The sequence below is a fragment of the Hymenobacter coalescens genome, from assembly GCF_054783195.1.
In genome coordinates this window covers 419,253-438,477 of the sequence record NZ_BAAGRA010000019.1, presented here as the reverse complement: position 1 = coordinate 438,477, position 19,225 = coordinate 419,253, and the positions used below count along the sequence as shown (strand labels likewise).

The window sequence follows — 19,225 nt, the reverse complement described above, 5'->3', positions numbered from 1 at the left end:
CGGGCCGCTCAGGCTTCCTCCCAATCGTCGAGGCTATCCAGGGCGGAGGCGTGCCGGATTTCGTCGCACAGCCGCTCGACGTGGTAGAGGTCGGTGTTGGGATCCTGTGCCCAGCAGGCTATGGCCTGGCAGTACACTTTGAGCATGGTTTCGCGGTTGCTCTGCCGCACCACTTCCCGGTGAAAATCCTGTAGCCTTTCCACGAGTTTTTGCCGGTCATTGGGATGGTCACGGGCGGTAAAATGAAATTGCCGGGTACTCATAAGACGCTGGTCAACCCGAAAGCGCGTTGACGCCTACTAACTAGCTAAATTATTCTCGGCGTACCTAATACTTCGCACTAATTAGTACAAAAAATGTAAAAATTAATCCCAAAAATTCCCTCATTTCCAGATTCAGCCACTGAAAGTCGGCCCAAAGCCTTTCTGCTAGAGAAGGCGCGCCACGCCCACACCTCCACCCAATCCAGCCCTTCGCCCGGCACGCTGCTGCCCGGCGCGCCAGAACGCGACGTTGCGTGCTGGCGCGCCGGGTAGCGGAATAGGGTATCCCTCAAACCCAATACAGCCGACCGTGTCCGCTATCCACTGGCAAATTTTTACGGCGGTGCTACGGCTGCACCAGCAGCCGGCGCCCCGGCCCGACGGGTGCCCCGTCCTGCTCGTAGCGCAGCCAGTACACCCCGGCCGCCAGCCCGGCCAGCGGCAGCTCCACCTGACCCCGCGCGGCGGCCGGCACCGGCACGGCGCGCACGCGCTGGCCCAGGGCGTTGAGCAGCAGCACCGCCGCCGGTGCCGTGCCCGCCGCCCGGCGGTAGGGCACGCGCACGGTGCCACTGGCCGGGTTGGGGTAGGGTGCCCCCAGCCCCGGCGCCGGGCCCTCCGGCGGCGGGGGGCCGGTCGCGGCCGTTACCACGGCCGGTAGCCCGCGCAGGCTCAGGCGCGCCGCGTACGGAGCCTGCACCGCCGCCCCGCTCAGCCCGGCTGAGCACAGGCCCAGTACGTAAGCGGCGCTGTCGCCGTCGGCAATCAAGTAATCGGTTCGCATGCGGTTGCACACCGTGCTGCGGAACTCGTGGCGCTGCAGCAGCCGGCCGGTGGCCCCGTCCAGGCGCAGCAGGTAAAAGGGGCGGTCCTCGGTGGCAGGCGTGCTGAGGTAGTAGCACAGCACCAGCACCGAACCATCGGCCAGCTCCACGGCGCTGCCGTAGCGGGCGGCCGGCCCGGCCGAGCGCGGCGGCACGTAGCGCTCCACCCGCGTCCAGACCGGGCGCAATTGCGCATCTACTTTGACGGCCAGCGGCAGGTAGGGCAGGTTCACCGAGTCAATGCCGGTGAGCACCAGAAAGCCACCATCCGTAAGCGGAAACAGGCTGTTGGCCGCCAGCGCTGACCCAACGGTACGGCCCGGCCCCAGCGGCGCGTAATGTAAGGCGTTGAGCGAGTCGCCCTGCTGATTGACCAGCAGCAGCTTCAAGTCCCAGTCCAGGCCGGACGCGGCGACGCCCATCATCAGGATGTTGCCTTGCCGGGTAAACTTCAGGTCGGCTATAAAATCACCGCCGTTCCACCCGTATGCTTTGGCCCACAGCAGGTTTCCCATCGTGTCCGTTTTGGCCAGTGAAAACCTGGTACGGGTGTTCGTTTCAGCATAGACAGAGAAAAAATAATGATTCGGCGTGGACAGCAGACCGGTAGATATTTCTTGCTGACCGTTGTAAAAGTTGTACCGTCGCGACCAAGACAATGAATAATCATTGCGGTAGCGTGCTAAAGCTATTTTTTGCACGTCCAGACTTGTATTGCCTGGAGAGCCAAACGGAGCAATATATCCATTTGACAATGATTTATATATAAGCCCTGGATATAGCCTATACAAAATTATAGGTGTGGTAAGCGTATCTAATTGACGATTAAGCCGGATGCTGCGCTGAAAATAATTCGGGTCGCGTGGCAGACGTTTTACTGTATACGTCAAAACGTTGCCGTTAACTAGTCCAGTGCTGGGCCCAAACTCGAAACTGCTTACCGCAGTGTAAACTCTATCGCGCGTCAATTGCTGAGCGGTACTATGCCAACCCGCTAGGATTAGCATAGCAAAAATGACGAATGCACGCATGGCATCAAAGGCAACCCCGACTAGCCCAACATGGGCTAGTCGGGGTTGCACTAGTTATCGGGCGATGATGAGATGCTTGGCCGGGCCAGTGCGTCCGTCCGTCATGAGACGGTAGCTGTACTGGCCAGGGGGCAAGCCCCGCAGGTTAAGCGCTTGCTGTCCAGGGCCTATTTGAGCGGGCAGCGCTTGGGTAAGCACGCGCTTGCCGGTCAGCAGGCTGTATACCTGCACTTCCGCCCGGCGTACCTCGCTGCCAAGCGCATAGTGCACGGTCAGCTCCGTGCTGGCCGGGTTGGGGCTGGCTCCGTCCAAGTGCGTGGAGGGGGTAGCGGCTAGCTGTTCGGTCGTGGCGGTGGCGGCCGGCCGCAATGGGGCCGGCCTATCGGTGGGCAGGGCCTGAGGGTAGTAGTAGCGCAGCCAGATGGCAGCGTCTTCGGCTACATCGCTGCCCGACATGGCCACCTGCCGCAGGGCCACGCTGTCGGCAGCCAGCAGGCGCTGGCCCGGGCGTACCGGGCGCTCGGCTAGGCTGACCAGCACTTCGGAAAACTTTATCTGGGTGCGTACTTCGGCGTCCTGAGCGGCCGCGCGCAGCAGCTGCGCCCGCACCCACTGGGCACGCGGCGCGTTGCGCTGCTGGCGGTGAATGGCCAGCATGGCCAAGCCGATGGAGCGGTGCGCTTCCGGGTTGGCTGCTTCCAGCCGGTTCAGGTAAGGCTCCAGCGCAGCCAGGTCGTTGCGGTCGGCAAAGTAGCGCACAATCTCGCCCTGGTAATCCTTCAGCCGGAAATGCCGGGCATTGCGCCGCAGCACCGAATCCATGAGAGCCTGAACGAAGGCGAGGTTTCCACCGGTGGTTCCTCGCGCCGCGTTGACGCCGGCGGTGTAGGTCTGATTCCGGCAGGCGTTGACAGGGGATAAAGTAATATTAGTCCGTACAAGCGGAGGTGTAGTCCCGGTCCCGGATACGTTCTCCTGGCTGGAGTTATACCGCCAGTACGTGACTGGGACGGGTCCATCGTTGCGCAGCGGTTCCTGAATGTTGCTGAACAAGTTGCCGGCCGGCTGGCTGCTGGAGCCGATGGGGGCGTTCTGGCTGCTGCCGCTGGGAATCACGATGCCGCAGCTGTAGAGGCTATTGGTAGCCGTGCGGCTAAAGCTGTTGCAACGGATGGTCACGTTGTCGGTGCTGTAGGTGGCCGGGCCTATCTGCACGCCCTGCCCGCAGTTGATGGCACGGTTGCCAATCAGCGTGGGCCGGCCGCTTTGGGTTTGCATGGCCACGTCCAGGTTAAAGAAATAGCTTTTCTCCACCCGCTGGTTTTGGCCCGCCACGGTGCCTATCTGGGGTCGCGGGTTGGGATAGGCACCGGGCGTGGCGCCGTACACGTAGTTGAAGTTGCTGATGCCGGTCCCGAAGCCACTGGACCCGCAATAGATGCCTGTTGCGGGCGAGTTGTAAGCAATTTGCGGGGAGGTAAGCTGATTTTCAGGGTTCAGGTAAATGCTGTTGTTGTTGCACTCATTGGAATGGTTGTTCCATAGCCAGATACCTATCGAGTAAATGTTTTGCATAAGGTTGCCGGTGATATGTACCCGGCTGCGGTCCGGCTCGTTGCTGACGATGCCATATACTGCCTGATCGATGCTGTTCTGGCTTACGAGCACTGAACCGTCCGTACTGTTGAAAGGCGCGAGGTGCAGCGCTTCGTATGTATGCAGTCCAGAATAAGGTGACAGCATCTGATTGGCAGTAGAGACAAAACTGCTTCCACTGATTACAGAGGAGGTGGCTGCGCTCAAGTGGGCCGATTCATCAAAAACATGAGTAAGGTTGTTGCGAAAAGTGGAGTTGCTGATGGAATAGTACGTGTCATACGAGGGGTACGTGGTAGGCTTTTCGGCCAGCACTCCATACTTAGCATCGGCGATGGTACTGTTGTTTTCCATGATTAGGCGCGTGTTAGGCGACAGCCCATCCAGCTGAATGCCCCGCCAGAAATCGGTACAAAAAGCTTCGATGGTGGCGTTGTTTAGCCGTAAAGTAGCGTTGGCGCCTACCACTATGCCCCTGCTGGGCTCTCCGTTGGGCTGCAGGGGAATATCCATCCAAAACCGCGTCCCAGGGGTCAGTTCAAAGATACCGTTGGTGAGCACCAGTTCGCCCAGTACCCGGTAGTTACCGGAGTAAGTAATTGTGCCGCCATTGGCGTTCAGCGTGGTGGGTGCGCCGGCCGAGCCAAGGGTGGTAGAAGCAGAGCGAAGCGGAGTAACGTTCCAAGCGTAGGTTTGCACGGCTTGGCCGCCCGCGCTTACTGTTAGCGTGTAAGTAGTGGGCACCGCAGGGGCCGCCGTGGTGCTGGTGGCGTTGGGCTGCCCCAGGCCGGTCGTGGGCGACCATTGGGCAACGTAGCCAGGTGGCAGGTTCAGGCATTGCTGCCCAATAACCGCTTGGCTCTGGCTGCAAGGAATAGTCACGGCAAAGCTCTCGGCGCGGATTGGCACGATGGATACGTCTTCGATGAAATAGTAAGCCCCATCTACTGGCACTCCGGTAATGCCAGGGCCATTCTGCGGTAGCGTATTGGTGCCGTTTACCGCATCCGGCAGGAAGTTGCCGATGGTAATGTATTGCTCTCCACCGGCAGCCGTAAATGTACCACCGATACGGGTCCAGCTGGGGTTAACACCCGTGGGCAAGGGCATATTGCCATTGGTAATTTGCGGGGTCAGATGACTGAGCACTTGGCTACCCGTAATTGGAACCACGGGGGCGGTAGAGGTAACAGCCATGCCCAACCCAAGGGCCGTGCGGCGTGAGGCCGGCGCGAGGCTCACATAAAACTCCGCGTAATATTGCTGCCCGGCTTGCAGCGGTGCTCCTAAGCGCTGCTGAATATATTCGCGCCCGTTGCCCAAGACGCTGTACACCCCCGCGTATGCGTCGCCCGAGCGGGGTTGGCGTGGGGTGGCGCTGGTATTGAGGCGATTGACCGGCACCTGCACGTCCAGCCCAGTGGCGCAGCGGTGAAACCAATCCGGCGAGCCGCCTTGCCAGCCCGGGTTTGTATCCGGGTTGTACCACGCGCAGACGAGCGCTGCGATGCTTTGGTACCCGAAGCTGCCCATCAAAAACGGGCAACCGGTGCCGTCCTCAAAGCTTCCATTGGTTACCCGGTTTATCGCGCATGCGTCAGTGGCCGGGCACGGCCCGATGCGCTGGCCCAGTTGCTGGTTGGGCGCATAAAACACCTGCGTGCCTTCCAGGGCATCCAAGTCGGTCAGGGTAATGCTGCCTTCGGTCAGCAGCGCCGTGCTGCCGTAGTGGCGGCCCTGCACGCCTATGTCGCTGCCGCCGAGCACCACGCCGGGCAGTGCCGCGCCGTCCTGAAGCTGCACCTGGCCATCGACCACCCAATACACATTGCCGGGGCGATTCTGCGCCAGCAGCACGGCCGCACCGGCTTCTACCGTCAGGTCGCCTGTAATCCGGATGACCGTTACGTCGGCGGTATCACCCGTGAGCTGCAGCACGCTACCGGTCGTCAGCGCGGCCGAGCCGCTCACCAAGTGATGACCGGGAGCAACGGTTTGCCCATCCAGCGTTGGTGCCAACGCATCGGCCGGATGCGCGGCACATTCCTGCCGTGCCTGCACCAGCTGTGCCACCACCGCCTGAGCGGCACTGCCGCTCAGGGCGGTACCGCTTGCCCGCACCGACGAGCCCAAACCGCCGACGGCTCCGGCATTGCCGGCAGCCACGGCCTCCGGGCTTGCGGTGATGGAACCACCCGCCAATAAGGCGTAGCCATCGGCAGCGGCAGGCAGCACCCGGGTGGGTGGGCTTACCAGCGGCCGGCTAACAGCAGCCATTGCGGGGGTGGGGGTAACCTCCAAGAGGCGGCAGCCAGGCGAGTAAAAGGGTTTTCATAGGCCAAAAAAGTATGGGTGAACGGGAAATTCTCGGTAATTCACACTGGCTGCGCGGGCACCTCGCGGCTGCCAGCAAATTAGTCTGCTGTGAGCCACCAACGGCCAACGCGCCCGTCAATATAGTTCATTTTGGATTGCTTCCAGGCCGTATGACTCCTCCGCCCCGCGTAGCCTCGCGCCTCCGCTCCATCGTCAGCGGCTCCATCGGCAACCTGGTGGAGTGGTACGACTGGTACGTGTACTCGGCCTTCGCCTTGTACTTCGCGCCGGTGTTTTTCCCGCAGGGCAACCTGACGATGCAGCTGCTGAACTCGGCGGCCATCTTCGCGGTGGGCTTTCTGATGCGGCCCCTGGGCGGCTGGCTGATGGGCGCCTACGCCGACCGCCACGGCCGCAAAGCCGCCCTGCTGCTCTCGGTGCTGCTGATGTGCGGCGGCTCCCTGCTGATTGCCCTCACGCCCGGCTACGAGCAGATCGGGGTGGCCGCGCCGGTGCTGCTGGTGGTGGCCCGGCTGCTGCAGGGGCTGAGCGTGGGCGGCGAGTACGGCACCTCGGCCACCTACCTGAGCGAAATGGCCGACGCCCGCCACCGCGGCTTTTACTCCAGCTTTCAGTACGTGACCCTGCTGGCCGGGCAGCTGCTGGCCTTGCTGGTGCAGCTCGGGCTGCAGCAGCTGCTTACGCCTGCCGAGCTGCAGCGCTGGGGCTGGCGCATCCCCTTTGCCGTCGGGGCGGGCGCGGCGCTGGTGGCGCTGCAGCTGCGCCGCCACATGGCCGAAACGGCCGCCTTTGCCGAGCAGGCAGCCACTGCCGAAGACGTGGTGACGGAAAGCAAGCTGCGCGTGCTGCTGCGCCACCCGCGCGAGGTGCTCACGGTGGTGGGCCTGACGCTGGGCGGCACCATTGCCTTCTACACCTTCACCACCTACGCGCAGAAGTTTCTCGTCAATACGGCCGGCTTCAGCCGCGAGCAGGCGGCGCAGGTATCGTTTGGGGCGCTGGCCGTGGCCCTGGTGCTGCAGCCGCTCATGGGCGCCCTCTCCGACCGCGTGGGGCGGCGCCCGGTGCTGCTGTTTTTCGGGGTGGGCGCTACCCTGGGCACGGTGCCGCTGCTCACGCTGCTGGCGCGCACCACCGATGCGTGGGCGGCCTTCGGGCTGCTGGTGCTGGCCATGGTGGTGATGAGCGGCTACACGTCCATCAACGCGGTGGTGAAAGCCGAGCTGTTTCCGACGCACATCCGCGCCCTCGGCGTGGGCCTGCCCTACGCCCTGACGGTGGCCATCTTCGGCGGCTCGGCCGAATGGGGCGCGCTGCAAGCCAAAAGCTGGGGCATCGAGCCGGCGTATTATTGGTACGTGGCCGCCTGCGCGGCCTGCTCCCTGCTGGTGTACTGGCGCATGGCCGATACGAAATACACGTCCAAGATCAAGGAGGAATGAAGAATGGGGAAGGAAGAGACGGGTCCGGGTTTCGGCCGCTCCTTCCCTCCTCATTCTTGCTTATGCTGCTGCAGGAACGTGGCCAGCGTGTTTACAACGGTGGCCTCTTCCTTTCTCATTCCTTTTTATTGCTTCTACATCTGCCGCAGCCAGGCGCGGGCGGTGCTGATGTCGTCGAAGGCCAGCACCAGCGGGCGGGTGGCGTGGCTCATCATCAGGTCGGTGCTCAGGCGGCTGTAGTAATTGGGCGAATACACCCACGCGAAAAAATCCAGCCCGGCTTCGGCCATGAGCGGAAACCACACCTTGCCGCCCCAGTCGGCCGCATCCGACCACATGCTGGTGACCTGGCGGTTGTCGTTGAGCAATTTGTGGCAGCGCTCCTGCCGCACCAGCGCCAGCAGCTGCAGGCAGCCTTCGCGTACGGTGTCAAAGTCCTGGTCGCCCGTCCAGTTCGCATAGAGCCACTCGTTCGCGTAATCGTAGGCAATGCTCACGTGCGCGTTTTCAAAAAGCGTGTTCAGGGCCATTGGGGCGGGGTGCGGAAAGTAAGCGGCGGCGTGAAGGTAGCGGAAGCAACCCGGCCCGGCCGCAAGCCGCTCGCGCGGCCTCGCAGCCGGGCCGGTCGGCCGCTTACTTCTGCTCTTTCACCGGGAATTTGTCGAGGATGTCGCGGGCCGATTCGGCAAACCGCTCACCCGCCCGGGCCGGGTTGTTGACGGCGTCCATCATCGAACCGCGCCAGATCATGTTGTTGGTTTTCGCGTCGATGAAGTCCAGCACCAACATGCCTTCCTGGTAGGTTTCGGTGCGGTAGCCGCTGGGGGCGCGGTACCAGTAGGTGTAATTGACCGGGATAAGCGCGCCGCGGTAGCTCACCAAGTAGGGGTAGCTCACCGGCACGGCCGGGTTGGGCGGGTTGGCCACGGTGCGCTCGGCTTCTTCCACGTAGAGGTGGTAGGTCAGGTACAAATCCGGGCGGCCCGAAGTAACGGGCGTGATGCCGCGCTTGACCAGCTCGACCTCGATGGCCGGCCGCAGCACGCCGTCCTGCAGCTGACTGCGCAGGGCCGGCCCCTGGGTATTATCGGTTTTCACTTCGGTTTCGGCCCAGGCAAAGGTGCGGTACTGGCTGTAGTCGACGTTGGCCTGCTGCTCGACGTTGACGGACGAACAGGCACTGAGCCCGCCCAGGAGCAACAGCAAGGCGCTTAAGAATCGCAGAGTCATGAGGTTGTGCGGTTGGTTGAACGGAATGCTAGTGCCTTTCTCCTACCCCGCCGGCCGCCAATTGGTTGTAGGCCCAGGGCCTGCATCCGAATCTATTTGCGCGCTCGTATGTTGAGCTCCATGACTATGACAAGGATGAAACAGCTGTTTGTATTGTTGCTGGCGGCGCTGGGCGCGGCCAGCTGCGAAGCCCGCTCCGGCGGCGCCCCCGCCGCCACGGCTCCGCCGCAGGAAGACCACCGCTTTGCCGAGCTGCCCAAGCCGCTGCCCGGCGAGGCCGTGGCCACGTTTGCCAGCGGCTGCTACTGGTGCGCCGAGCACGTGTTCGAGAGCCTGAAGGGCGTGCGCACCGTGATATCGGGCCACGCGGGCGGCACCGTGCCCAACCCCACGTACGAACAGGTGGGCCGCGGCGGCACCGGCCACGCCGAAGCCATTCAGGTGTACTACAACCCGAAAGCCATCAGCTTCGCCACCCTGCTGAAGGTGTTTTTTGTGCAGCACGACCCGACCACGCTCAACCGCCAGGGCCCCGACGCGGGCGAGGAGTACCGCTCCATCGCCTTTTACCGCACCCCGCAGGAAAAACAGCTCATCGAGGCCGAAATCAAGCGCGTCAATGCGGCTAAGGTTTACCCCAACCCCATCGTGACGCAGGTAGTGCCGTTCAAGGAATTTTACCCGGCCGAGCGCTACCACCAGGATTACTTCGTGAACCACCCCGAGAATCCCTACATCCGCAACGTCTCCACGCCGCGCTACAACCACTTTGCCCGGCAGTTTCCGGACCTGATCAAAAAGCCCGGCGCCTAAATTCGGTAGGCCCCCAACAGAAACGGCCCCACTTGGGGCCGTTTCTGTTGGGGGCCTGCGAGCTACCTTGGCGAAGTCATGCCCGCGAAGTCAGCATCCTGGGAAAATTCAATAAGCAAGCCGCCGATGACCACAAAGTCAACGGCGGCTTTTCACTACTTGGCGCTGCTTACTTGGGCAGCACCACTTTGTCGATGACGTGAATCACGCCGTTGCTCTGCAGCACGTCGTAAGTCGAGATGCTGGCGACGTTGCCGGCTTCGTCCACCAGCACCACGTTGTGCGGGCCGTTCAGCATGGCCGTGAGCGTGCCGCCACTTACGGTCTTCAGCGTCGCTTTGCCTTTTCCGGCTTTGATGGCCGCCTTAAGTTTGTCCGCAGTCATGGTGCCGGCCACCACGTGGTAGGTAAGCACCTTGGTCAGCGCGGCTTTGTTTTCCGGCTTTAGCAGGTTATCCACGGTGCCAGCGGGCAGGTTTTCGAAGGCGTCGTTGACCGGCGCAAACACCGTGAACGGGCCTTTGCCCTGCAGCGTTTCCACCAGGCCGGCGGCTTTCACGGCCGCTACCAGCGTGGTGTGGTCGGCGGAGTTGACGGCATTGGCCACGATGTTTTTGCTTGCTAACATGGCTTGACCACCCACCATTACGCTGTTGGGCGAGAGTTGTGCCGACTGCGCCGCAGCCGAGTACGAAACGCCACCGAGCAGGGCCACCAGGGCCAGAGAAAACAGATTCTTTTTCATGGAGAGGTTGAGAGAATGAATGTGCTGCGACCTACGGCAGCCGGCTCATTCCCGGATTTTGACATCTCAAATATTTTCTATTTACCGTGCCCTAACCCCCTTACATTCTGACGCATTATTTCTACCGAGCGGCGGTCTACTTTCCCGGGCCCCGGCTACCAGTGCGTTGTTTTAGATGCCGATATCCAGCACTACCGGCTCGATGACCCACTGGCCGGTGCGGGTGTTGTACACGGCGCGCAGGCCGGTTTCCAGCTGGGTGCGCAGGCGCAGCACGTTGAACACCACCGAACCGCTCACGCCCACGTTGCGGTAGTGGTAGGTGCCCACGTTCCGGCCTTCCACGTTGCGCCCCTGCGCCACGTCGGCGAAGGCCGAACCCTTCAGGCGCTGCACGTACAGCCAGCGCCCCAGCGCCCAGTGCGTGTCGGCCAGGGGCAGACGGTACTCGGCGCTGCCCACCGCCAGGCGGTCGAAGCTCACGTAGCTGGAACCGCGCGGAAAAAACACGGCCGGGCTGAACTGGTACTCGCGCTGGCTCTGCCACTGGTAGCCGCCGCGCAACCGCAGCGAGTGGTGCTTGCCGATGCCGGGCACGTACAGGCTGCCCAGGGCGCCCCACTGCGTAGCGTCGAGGCCGCGGCCGAAGGGCGTGAGGCGGCTGGTCAGCAGTAGGCTCTGGCCCCAGCGCGGGGCCACGTCGCGGGCGCTCATCTTCAGCTGCCGCACGTAGCTCAGCGTCGTTTGCAGGCCGTTCAGCGGCTGATTGCGGCCCGGGTCGCTGAGGTAGCGCACGGGCAGGTCGTAGTCGCGCACTTCTTCGTGCAGGTAGTGCAGGCCCACTGTGAGGGCCTGTAGCATTCTGGAGCGCGTGAGCGTGAGCGGCAGGCGTACGCCGGTGGTCAGGCGGGTGTAGCGCCACTGGTCGCGGTACTCGCGCCCGCCCACGATCAGGCCCGCGTTGCGCCCGCCGTGCTCGATGTCGAGGTCCAGCACCGGGTAGCGGCCCTGGTAGCTCAGCCCGCCGAAGAAAGCGGCGGTGCTTTCGGCCTGATCAAAGCTCACGCCCGCCACGGCCTGCGTGGTGCTCAGGTAATCCTGGGAGCGGATGCCCAGGCTCAGGCTGTTGCCCGAGGGGCTTTGGATCAGCCCGTAGCTGAATACCCGGAAAGCGTGGGCCAGCGGCGAGTAGTTCTTTACCGGGAAGCGGCCCGCCGAATCGGCGGCCGCCAAGCGGGGCAGCAGGCGCGGGGCGCCGGGGTCGGTAGCGGCTAGCTGGCGGGAGTATAGGCGCTCCGGGTCGGCGGCGGGCGGCGTCACGGGCGTCCACGTAGCCGGGTCGAGGGGCATTTCCACGATGCGGCTGCCCTGGGCCCGGGCATCGTGGAAGGCCAGGTGCCGGCCATCCGGCGATACGGCCGCGTGGTACGCCCCAAGCGGCCGGCTGGTCACCTGGTAGGTTTGCCCGCCGGGCCGGGTGTCCACGGCGAACAGGTTGTCGACGCCCGCCTGCGGCGAGTTGTAAAGGACATAATCCTGCCAGGGCTGAGGGTTGGCCAGGTTCACGTTGGCCACCGGTAGCAGGGCCCGCGTCGTGCCCGCCTGCGGGTCGATCAGTTCGATGGTTTTGCCGCCGGGCTTGAGCACCACCGCCACGATGCGCTGCCCGTCGGGCGTGAAGCGGGGCTGCAGGTACAGGTCGTTCTGCGGGTTGGGCAGGGTTTGGAGCACGGCGCCGGTGCGCGCGTCGAGCATGAGCAGGGCGTGGCGGTAGCTTTCGTCGGTCTGGGTAGCCACGAGGCGGAGGCCATCGGGCGAGAGGGCGGCGGACGTGTAGCGGCTACGCCGGGTCAGGCGCGTGAGCTGGCCGCTGGATAGATCGAGCACGCGCAGTTCGGTGTACATGCGCTGTCCCCAGCGCGGGTCGGGCTGATACTCGGGCCACACGGCCTTGCCGGCGGCCACGCTCAGCGCTTCGGGCAGGTGCAGCAGCCCCGGCACGAACACGCGCTGCTCGCGCCCCCCGCGGCCCAGGCGCACCCACTGCGCAATGTCGCCCAGCCCGCTTTTCAGGGCCAGCACGGTGCTGTCGTTGAGGTATTGCGGGTACTCGTAATTGGTGTAAATCTTCTCGCTGGCCTGCCCGGCCAAGTCGCGGGCTTCCGTCAGGCGCTGCTCAGGCTGCTGGGCGCGCCACACCGAGTCGGCCTCGGCCATGCTGCGTTGGTACAGCTCTTCCACCCGCAGGCCGGTGGTGCGGCGGATGCCGCGCGAAAACGAAAACGGGTAGAACGGAAAGGCGTAGTAACGGTCCAGTACCCGGTCCCACACGTCCGGGCCGTAGTGGTTTTTCAGGTACGAGGTCATGAAGTACCCCAGCACGTACCAGTTGGGCACCTGGTGGCGGTAGGAGCCGCACACGGCTTCCTGGTAGGAGTAGTGCCGGCCACGGAGCAGGTTGGCGCGCAGGCCCACGTCGAAGTTGGGCATACGGCCGCGGCCGCTGCGCGTCAGGGCCGTTTCGGTGCCCACGGCGTCGCCTTCGAAAAACCACGGCGGCACCCCGATGGAGGCCACGCCCAGCGCGCCTTCGCCCAGCAGCGGCACCAGCACGCGGCCCACGCCCTGCCGGGCCTTGTCGAACTGCCCCACGTGGCGAAACTCGTGCACCACCAGCTGGTCCAGCCAGTCCACCGTGCCCAGGCTCATGTCCTGCGGCGGCACCACGAAAAACTCCGCGCGGCGGGGCAAAAACGTCACGAAGGCGTTGTTGACGGTGGTCTGGTTCTGGAGCACCACCGTCAGGCGCCGCGCCGATACGCCCAGCGAGGCGGTGCCGGCCCCGTGGGCCTGTTCCAGCCGCTGGGCCGTGTGCTGGGCCGCCGCCTCGAAGCCGGCCGGGTACAGCACGCTGAAATGGGGGGTGCGCACCTGCTGCCAGCGCAGGGAAGGCGGATTCTGATCGAGCACGGGCAGCGTCTGCGCGGCCGCCGGGGCGGCGCCGAGCGCGAGGGCCAGCAGGGAAAGGGCGGGGAAGCGAACCATAAGGCAGTAAAGCTGCCCCGCCGGCGCCGCATTTGCAACCGGCGCCGGCGGCTTAGCCCACGCGGCAGGTTTGCAGCCAGGCCGCGGCCGCGGCACAGTCGTCGAACGTCTGAATCGTCGGTTGCTGGGCGTACGCCAGCGTCTGGCTGATGCTCAGGCGTCCGTAAATGCTGTGCGAATACACCCAGGCCAGGTACTCGAGGCCGGCCTCCGTGAGCTGCGCAAAAAACTCGGTTCCGACCCACTCGGCGGAATCGGCCCAGAGCGTGCAGACCAGCCGGCTGTCGTTGAGGGCGCGGCGGCAGCCCTGCTGCCGGACGTGGGCCAGCACCGTGGCGCAGCCCGTGCGTACCGTGTGCGGGTCTTGCCGCGGCTGCCATTCCACGTACAGCCAGTCGTGGGCTTCGTCGAGGAAGATGCCCACGGCGGCATCCTGATGTAAGAGACGGAGCATGGCGTCAGAGGGCAGGAAAAAAGGCATCCTTACCGGCCATGCCCGCGGCGGAACTTACATCTGCCGCAGCCAGTCACTGGCCGTGTCGAGGTTGTCGAAGGTCATTACGACGGGCTTCTGGGTATGTTGCAGCGTCAGATCGGTGCTCAGCCGGCTGTACACGTTGGGCGAGTACACCCAGGCGAAATACTCCAGCCCGGCTTCGGCCATGAGCGGAAACCACACCTTGCCGCCCCACTCGGACGCGTCGGACCAGATGGTTTGCACGCGGCGGTTATCGTTGAGCACCTTGCGGCAGCGCTCGTGCCGCAGCAGCTCCAACATCTTGAGCGCGCCGGCCTGCACCGTAAACAGGTTTTGATCGGCTTGCCAGTCGGTGTACAGCCAGTCGTTCGCGTAATCGTAGGCTATGCTGATGACAGCGTCTTGGTAAAGCAGGCGCTCGGCCATACAAGCAGGGTAAAAGACAATCGAATGATAACGTAGCGCCAGGATTCGGGGTTACACGTTTTTCGGGTTCCAGGCCAGAAAATTTCCCCCAACACAAAAAACAGCCGTCAGCCGAAGCGGAAAGGCCCCCGGCCCCTGCCTATCTTTGAGGAAGACGACGTGTCGTCCGTTTGTATTCCCCGCCGTTATGCCCCCACCTCAGGCCCCCGATTTCGGGTTGCTGTTCGATGCCTTACCCACGCCGCACCTGGCGCTGGAGCCCGACCAGACGGTGGCGGCGGTCAACGCGGCCATGTGCCAGCGCGTGGGCCAGCCGGCCCACGCGCTGCTCGGGGCCGCGGCCCCGGCGGTGCTGCCTCTGCTGGCCCCCGGGGACTCCTGGGCCCGGCTTCTGGCGGCGCTGGATAGCCAGCGCCAGGAGCGCACCGTAGCGGTGCAGTCACCTGCGGGGCGGCCGCTCTCCCTTATCGTCCGGCCCGTGCCCGCCGCGGCGGAAGAGCCGCTGCGCTACCTGCTGGTACTGGAAGCGCCGGCTGCGCCCGCCCCGCCCCCGCGGCCGCAGGAGCAGTTTCGGCTGCTGAGCGAGTTTATTCCGCAGCTGGTCTGGACCACCGATGCCCAGGGCCGGCCCGACTACTTCAACCAGCGCTGGCTCGACTATACCGGGCACGCCGGCCTGGCCGCACCCGACCCCGCCTGGACCTCACAGCTGCATCTGGCCGATCAGCCGGCGGCGGCCCAGCGCTGGGCCGAGGCGTTGCAGAGCGGTACCGCCTACCGGGCCGAGCTGCGCCTGCGCGGGCAGGACGGACGTTTTCGCTGGTTTCTGGTGCAGGCCCAACCGCTGCGCGCCGCCCACGGCCGCGTGAGCCAGTGGCTGGGCACCTGCACCGACGTGGACGACGCCAAGCGCGTGCAGCAGCGCCTGCTGGCCAAAGACCGGCAGCTGCAGCAGATACTCGGGCAGGTGCCCGCTTACGTGGCCACCCTGTTCGGCGCCGAGCACCTCTGTTCCTTCGCCACCCCCAACTTCCTCGCGCTGTTGGGCGGCCGCCTGCGCGTGGGCTGGTCCATCACCGAAACCGTGCCCGAGCTGCGCGAACAAGGCATTGCGGCCCTGCTCGACGACGCGTACCGCACCGGCCGCACCACCGCCGTGCAGGCCCGCGCCATTGCCTGGCACCACGCCGATGCCCAGCCGCCCGAACGGCGCTACTATGACCTAACGCTGCAGCCCCTGTTTGCCGAGGCGGGCCAGCCGCAGGGCGTGCTGTTTTTTGCCGTGGATGCCACCGAGCGCGTGCTGGCCCAGCAGCGCAACGAGCGGCTATCGGCGGCCGTGCGCCGCCGCGACGAGCAGGTGCGCGCCATGACGGAAGCCCTGCCGCTGATCAGCTTCAGCCAGGCGCCTTCCGGCCGCCTCGTGTACGTGAGCCCGCAGTGGGCCGGGTACACCGGCGTGTCGGCGGCGACGCGCGGCCGCGACTGGCGCAGCTACGTCCACCCCGACGACCTGGCGGCCGTGGCGTCCTCCTTTGTCCGGGCGCGCCGCCACCGCGCCGCCTGGAGTAGCGAGCTGCGCCTGCGCCAGCACGACGGGCAGTACCGCTGGCACCTGGCCCGCTCGCTGCCCGTGTTCGACGCGCAGCAGCGCCTGAGCCGCTGGTACGGCTCCCTCACCGACGTGCACGAGCAGCAGGCCCTGGCCGAGCGCCTGCGCCACAGCGAGCAGCAGCTCCGCTTCATGGCCAACGCCGTTCCGCTGTTTGCCTGGACGGCGCTGCCCTCGGGCACCCTCGACTACGCCAACCAGCGGTATTACGAATATACCGGGCTGGCGCCCGACGCTATCGGCACGGCGTGGCTGGACACCATTCACCCCGACGACCACGCCCCGACGCTGCTGCACTGGCAGCACAGCCTCGGCAGCGGGCAGGACTACCAGGTGGAGCACCGCGTGCGCGGCGCCAATGGGCAGTACCGCTGGTACCTGGTACGGGCCACGCCCATGCGCGATGAGGAGGGCCGCATCCTGAAGTGGTACGGCTCCAGCACCGATATCCACGACCAGCGCGGCCTCAACGACCGGCTGCGGCGCTCGGAAGAACGGTTCCGCTTTCTTACCCAGAGCATCCCGCACATCATCTGGACGGCCAATGCCCAGGGCGTGCTCGACTACCTGAGCCCGCAGTGGTTCCGCCTCACCGGCCAGGACCCGCACGACCCTTCGCTGCTCGGGCCCGCCGGGGGCTGGGTGCAGGCCCTGCACCCCGACGACCTGGCCGTGGCTCAGCACCGCATGGCCCAGGCCCTGCAGGCCCGTCTGCCCTACACCATGGACGTACGCCTGCGCCACCGCGACGGCCACTACCGCTGGCACCTAGTGCGCGGCGTGCCCGAAATCGGCGCCGACGGGCAGGTGCTGCGCCTCTACGGCTCCAACACCGACATCCACGAGCTGCACGAGCTGCAGCAGGAGCTGCGCCGCTCCGAGGCCGAGTTCCGCTTTCTGGCCGACAGCATTCCGCAGCTTGTCTGGACGCTGGAGCCCGACGGCACCGTGAGCTTCCTCAACGAAGGCTGGCTGGAGTACACCGGCCTGGGCCTGGAAGACGTGCAGCGCGAAGGCTGGGGTACCCTGGTACCGGCGCCGGAGCGCGACGCCGCCCTGCAGATGCTCACCGACAACGTGCGCGCCGGCCGCTACCACGAGCAGGAAAACCGCCTGCGCCGCGCCGCCGACGGCCAGTACCGCTGGCACCTGCACCGCGCCCGCCCCATGCGCGACGCCGAGGGCCGCATCGTGCGCTGGTTCGGCACCAGCACCGACATCGATGACTACAAGCGCTTTCAGCACGAGATGGAAGCGCGCCACGCCGAGCTGCTGCGCATCAACCAGGACCTGGACAACTTCGTGTACACGGCCTCGCACGACCTGCGCCAGCCCATCGACAACATGGCCGGCATCTTCCAGGAGCTGACCCGTTCGGCCCGCTTCGACGACCCCGAAACGCCAGTGCTGATGACCATGTTTGAGCATTCGCTCGACCAGATCTACACCACCATTCAGGAGCTGTCGGCGCTGGTGCAGGTGCAGAAGCAGAGCATGCAGGTGGCCCCGGAGGAAGTGCGGCTGGAGCGGCTTACCCAGGAGGTGCTGCACAGCATCGGCGAGCAGATCCGGGGAGCCGGCGCGGTGGTCGAAACCGACTTTTCGGCCCTGCCCGCCATCCATTTCGTGCGGCCCAACCTGCAGAGCGTGCTCTACAACCTCATCAGCAACGCCGTAAAGTACCGCTCGCCGGAGCGCCCGCCGCGCATTCGCGTCTGGACCGAGCGCGACGAGCAGGGCCATTCGGTGCTCTCGGTGCAGGACAACGGACTGGGCATCGACCTGCAGCGCTACGGCGGCGAGCTGTTTCAGCTGTTCCGCCGCTTCCACGACCACGTGCCCGGCTCCGGTACCGGCCTCTACCTGGTGCAGCGCCTGGTGCAGGCCCACGGCGGGCAGCTGGAGGTGGAAAGCACGCCGGGCGAGGGCACCACGTTCCGCGTGCGGCTGCTGGGAGGCGTAAATGGGCACCGGGTAGAGTAAAATTGTACGTTTGTTATCCTTAGGGCTGCGCCGGGCCTTATCATGTGGGCCCGAATCGTCCGCGTGTAACAAGCTGCTTCGCGGTGCTCGGCCTGACCGAAGCCCAGACTTATTCTTCTCTCCCCCTTGCTACCTTCCAAACTCCCCGACGTCGGCACCAGCATCTTCGCGGTGATGACGCAGCTGGCCACCGAGCACGGGGCCATCAACCTGGCCCAGGGCTTTCCCGACTTCAACCCGCCCGCCGCGCTGACCGAGGCCCTGGTGCGGCACGCGCAGGGCGCGCAGCACCAGTACGCGCCCATGCCCGGCCTGCCGCGGCTGCGCGAGCTGATTGCGGCCAAAACGGCCCGCGTGTATGGCGTGCCGGCCCCCGACCCAGCCACCGACGTGACCGTGTGCAGCGGCGCCACCGAGGCCCTGTTCGCCATCATCACGGCCGTGGTGCACCCCGGCGACGAAGTGCTGGTGCTCGAACCGGCCTACGACTCCTACGCCCCGGCCATCCGGCTGGCGGGCGGCCGGCCGGTGTACGTGCCGCTCAGCCTGCCCGGCTTCCGCCCCGACTGGGACCGGGTGCGGGCCGCCCTGACGCCCCGCACCCGCCTGGTGATGGTCAATACCCCGCACAACCCCACCGGCGCCGTGTGGACCGAGGCCGACTGGCAGCAGCTGGCCGATGTGCTGGCCGGCAACTCCGCGCTCCTGCTTTCCGACGAGGTGTACGAGCACATGGTGTTCGACGGGCGCCCGCACCGCTCGGCCCTGCAGCACCCGGCCCTGCGCGAGCGGGCCTTCGTGGTGTCGTCGTTTGGCAAGACCTACCACGCCACGGGCTGGAAGGTGGGTTACTGCGTGGCGCCGGCCGCCCTGAGCGCCGAGGTGCGCCGCGTGCACCAGTTCGTGACTTTCGCCGTGAGCACCCTGGCCCAACTGGCTATTGCCGACGTGCTCGACGACGCCGGCTCTTACGACTATTTGCCGGCGTTCATGCAGCAGAAGCGCGACCTGTTCGGCGAGCTGATGCAGGGCACCGGCTTCGAGCTGCTGTCCTCGGAAGGCTCGTATTTTCAGCTGGCCCGCTACCAGCAGCTGGCGCCCGGCGAGGCCGACGTGGCGTTTGCGCGCCGCCTCACCGCCGAGGCCGGCGTGGCGGTGGTGCCCGTCTCTCCCTTTTACCACGACGGCACCGACCACGGGCTGGTGCGCTTCTGCTTTGCCAAGCAGGACGACACGCTGCGCGCCGCCGCCGAGCGCCTGCGCCGCTTCTGCCACCAGAAGCCCTAGCGGCCTCGCCCCGACCTGCCGGCAGGTCGGGGCGAGGCCGCTGCTCGGGGGAACCGGCCCGATCTTTCAAAGGTTAGCACTTTGCGCATTAATCTTTGGCTTTTTACCAATGT

The 19,225-nt window shown here is 65.3% G+C and carries 13 protein-coding genes; 4 read left to right on the top strand and 9 right to left on the bottom strand.

Annotation, left to right across the window (positions count from 1 at the left end; translation table 11 throughout):
* Positions 1 to 8: 8 nt before the first annotated feature.
* From ACYVKQ_RS18270 to ACYVKQ_RS18260, 3 genes are all read right to left on the bottom strand, one after another.
* Complete coding sequence (locus ACYVKQ_RS18270) at positions 9 to 263, bottom strand: hypothetical protein (protein WP_460676792.1); 255 nt, start codon at positions 261 to 263, stop codon at positions 9 to 11.
* A 346-nt stretch (positions 264 to 609) separates the two neighbouring features.
* On the bottom strand, positions 610 to 1,602 hold the full coding sequence (locus ACYVKQ_RS18265; RefSeq protein ID WP_460676791.1) for a hypothetical protein: 993 nt from the start codon (positions 1,600 to 1,602) through the stop codon (positions 610 to 612).
* A 570-nt stretch (positions 1,603 to 2,172) separates the two neighbouring features.
* Complete coding sequence (locus ACYVKQ_RS18260) at positions 2,173 to 5,991, bottom strand: ice-binding family protein (RefSeq protein WP_460676790.1); 3,819 nt, start codon at positions 5,989 to 5,991, stop codon at positions 2,173 to 2,175.
* A 71-nt stretch (positions 5,992 to 6,062) separates the two neighbouring features.
* On the opposite strand from ACYVKQ_RS18260, the gene ACYVKQ_RS18255 reads away from it, so the two are divergent.
* Positions 6,063 to 7,493, top strand: a complete 1,431-nt coding sequence (locus ACYVKQ_RS18255; RefSeq protein WP_460676789.1) for an MFS transporter — start codon at positions 6,063 to 6,065, stop codon at positions 7,491 to 7,493.
* A 134-nt stretch (positions 7,494 to 7,627) separates the two neighbouring features.
* On the opposite strand, the gene ACYVKQ_RS18250 is transcribed toward ACYVKQ_RS18255, so the two are convergent.
* Both ACYVKQ_RS18250 and ACYVKQ_RS18245 read right to left on the bottom strand, forming a co-directional pair.
* Complete coding sequence (locus ACYVKQ_RS18250; protein WP_460676788.1) at positions 7,628 to 8,023, bottom strand: hypothetical protein; 396 nt, start codon at positions 8,021 to 8,023, stop codon at positions 7,628 to 7,630.
* A 103-nt stretch (positions 8,024 to 8,126) separates the two neighbouring features.
* Positions 8,127 to 8,723, bottom strand: a complete 597-nt coding sequence (locus tag ACYVKQ_RS18245) for a DUF4136 domain-containing protein (RefSeq protein ID WP_460676787.1) — start codon at positions 8,721 to 8,723, stop codon at positions 8,127 to 8,129.
* A gap of 135 nt (positions 8,724 to 8,858) precedes the next feature.
* On the opposite strand from ACYVKQ_RS18245, the gene msrA reads away from it, so the two are divergent.
* Positions 8,859 to 9,536: a peptide-methionine (S)-S-oxide reductase MsrA gene (msrA, locus tag ACYVKQ_RS18240; RefSeq protein WP_460676786.1), complete on the top strand. Its 678-nt coding sequence runs from the start codon at positions 8,859 to 8,861 to the stop codon at positions 9,534 to 9,536.
* Positions 9,537 to 9,705: 169 nt separating this feature from the next.
* On the opposite strand, the gene ACYVKQ_RS18235 is transcribed toward msrA, so the two are convergent.
* The 4 genes from ACYVKQ_RS18235 to ACYVKQ_RS18220 form a co-directional block, all read right to left on the bottom strand.
* Complete coding sequence (locus ACYVKQ_RS18235; protein ID WP_460676785.1) at positions 9,706 to 10,281, bottom strand: fasciclin domain-containing protein; 576 nt, start codon at positions 10,279 to 10,281, stop codon at positions 9,706 to 9,708.
* Positions 10,282 to 10,452: 171 nt separating this feature from the next.
* Positions 10,453 to 13,326 (bottom strand): hypothetical protein, encoded by a 2,874-nt coding sequence (locus ACYVKQ_RS18230; protein WP_460676784.1) that lies wholly within the window; start codon positions 13,324 to 13,326, stop codon positions 10,453 to 10,455.
* A 52-nt stretch (positions 13,327 to 13,378) separates the two neighbouring features.
* Positions 13,379 to 13,780, bottom strand: coding sequence for a hypothetical protein (locus tag ACYVKQ_RS18225; protein ID WP_460676783.1), 402 nt, complete (start codon positions 13,778 to 13,780; stop codon positions 13,379 to 13,381).
* Between the two features lie 54 nt (positions 13,781 to 13,834).
* Positions 13,835 to 14,230 (bottom strand): hypothetical protein, encoded by a 396-nt coding sequence (locus ACYVKQ_RS18220; protein WP_460676782.1) that lies wholly within the window; start codon positions 14,228 to 14,230, stop codon positions 13,835 to 13,837.
* A gap of 187 nt (positions 14,231 to 14,417) precedes the next feature.
* Here ACYVKQ_RS18220 and ACYVKQ_RS18215 point away from each other — a divergent pair, with 187 nt between their 5' ends.
* Positions 14,418 to 17,825: a PAS domain-containing sensor histidine kinase gene (locus ACYVKQ_RS18215; protein ID WP_460676781.1), complete on the top strand. Its 3,408-nt coding sequence runs from the start codon at positions 14,418 to 14,420 to the stop codon at positions 17,823 to 17,825.
* A 126-nt stretch (positions 17,826 to 17,951) separates the two neighbouring features.
* The gene (locus tag ACYVKQ_RS18210; RefSeq protein ID WP_460676780.1) at positions 17,952 to 19,112 is read left to right on the top strand and encodes a methionine aminotransferase; all 1,161 of its coding nucleotides are present in this window, start codon (positions 17,952 to 17,954) and stop codon (positions 19,110 to 19,112) included.
* The last annotated feature ends 113 nt before the right edge of the window (positions 19,113 to 19,225 follow it).

Excerpts from the sequence above, each read along its gene's own strand:
- ACYVKQ_RS18215 (WP_460676781.1), top strand. The coding sequence starts at position 14,418 with ATGCCCCCACCTCAGGCCCCCGATTTCGGGTTGCTGTTCGATGCCTTA.
- msrA (WP_460676786.1), top strand. The coding sequence starts at position 8,859 with ATGAAACAGCTGTTTGTATTGTTGCTGGCGGCGCTGGGCGCGGCCAGC.
- ACYVKQ_RS18270 (WP_460676792.1), bottom strand. The coding sequence starts at position 263 with ATGAGTACCCGGCAATTTCATTTTACCGCCCGTGACCATCCCAATGAC.
- ACYVKQ_RS18220 (WP_460676782.1), bottom strand. The coding sequence starts at position 14,230 with ATGGCCGAGCGCCTGCTTTACCAAGACGCTGTCATCAGCATAGCCTAC.
- ACYVKQ_RS18235 (WP_460676785.1), bottom strand. The coding sequence starts at position 10,281 with ATGAAAAAGAATCTGTTTTCTCTGGCCCTGGTGGCCCTGCTCGGTGGC.
- ACYVKQ_RS18250 (WP_460676788.1), bottom strand. The coding sequence starts at position 8,023 with ATGGCCCTGAACACGCTTTTTGAAAACGCGCACGTGAGCATTGCCTAC.
- ACYVKQ_RS18245 (WP_460676787.1), bottom strand. The coding sequence starts at position 8,723 with ATGACTCTGCGATTCTTAAGCGCCTTGCTGTTGCTCCTGGGCGGGCTC.
- ACYVKQ_RS18265 (WP_460676791.1), bottom strand. The coding sequence starts at position 1,602 with ATGGGAAACCTGCTGTGGGCCAAAGCATACGGGTGGAACGGCGGTGAT.
- ACYVKQ_RS18225 (WP_460676783.1), bottom strand. The coding sequence starts at position 13,780 with ATGCTCCGTCTCTTACATCAGGATGCCGCCGTGGGCATCTTCCTCGAC.
- ACYVKQ_RS18230 (WP_460676784.1), bottom strand. The coding sequence starts at position 13,326 with ATGGTTCGCTTCCCCGCCCTTTCCCTGCTGGCCCTCGCGCTCGGCGCC.
- ACYVKQ_RS18260 (WP_460676790.1), bottom strand. The coding sequence starts at position 5,991 with ATGGCTGCTGTTAGCCGGCCGCTGGTAAGCCCACCCACCCGGGTGCTG.
- ACYVKQ_RS18255 (WP_460676789.1), top strand. The coding sequence starts at position 6,063 with ATGGGTGAACGGGAAATTCTCGGTAATTCACACTGGCTGCGCGGGCAC.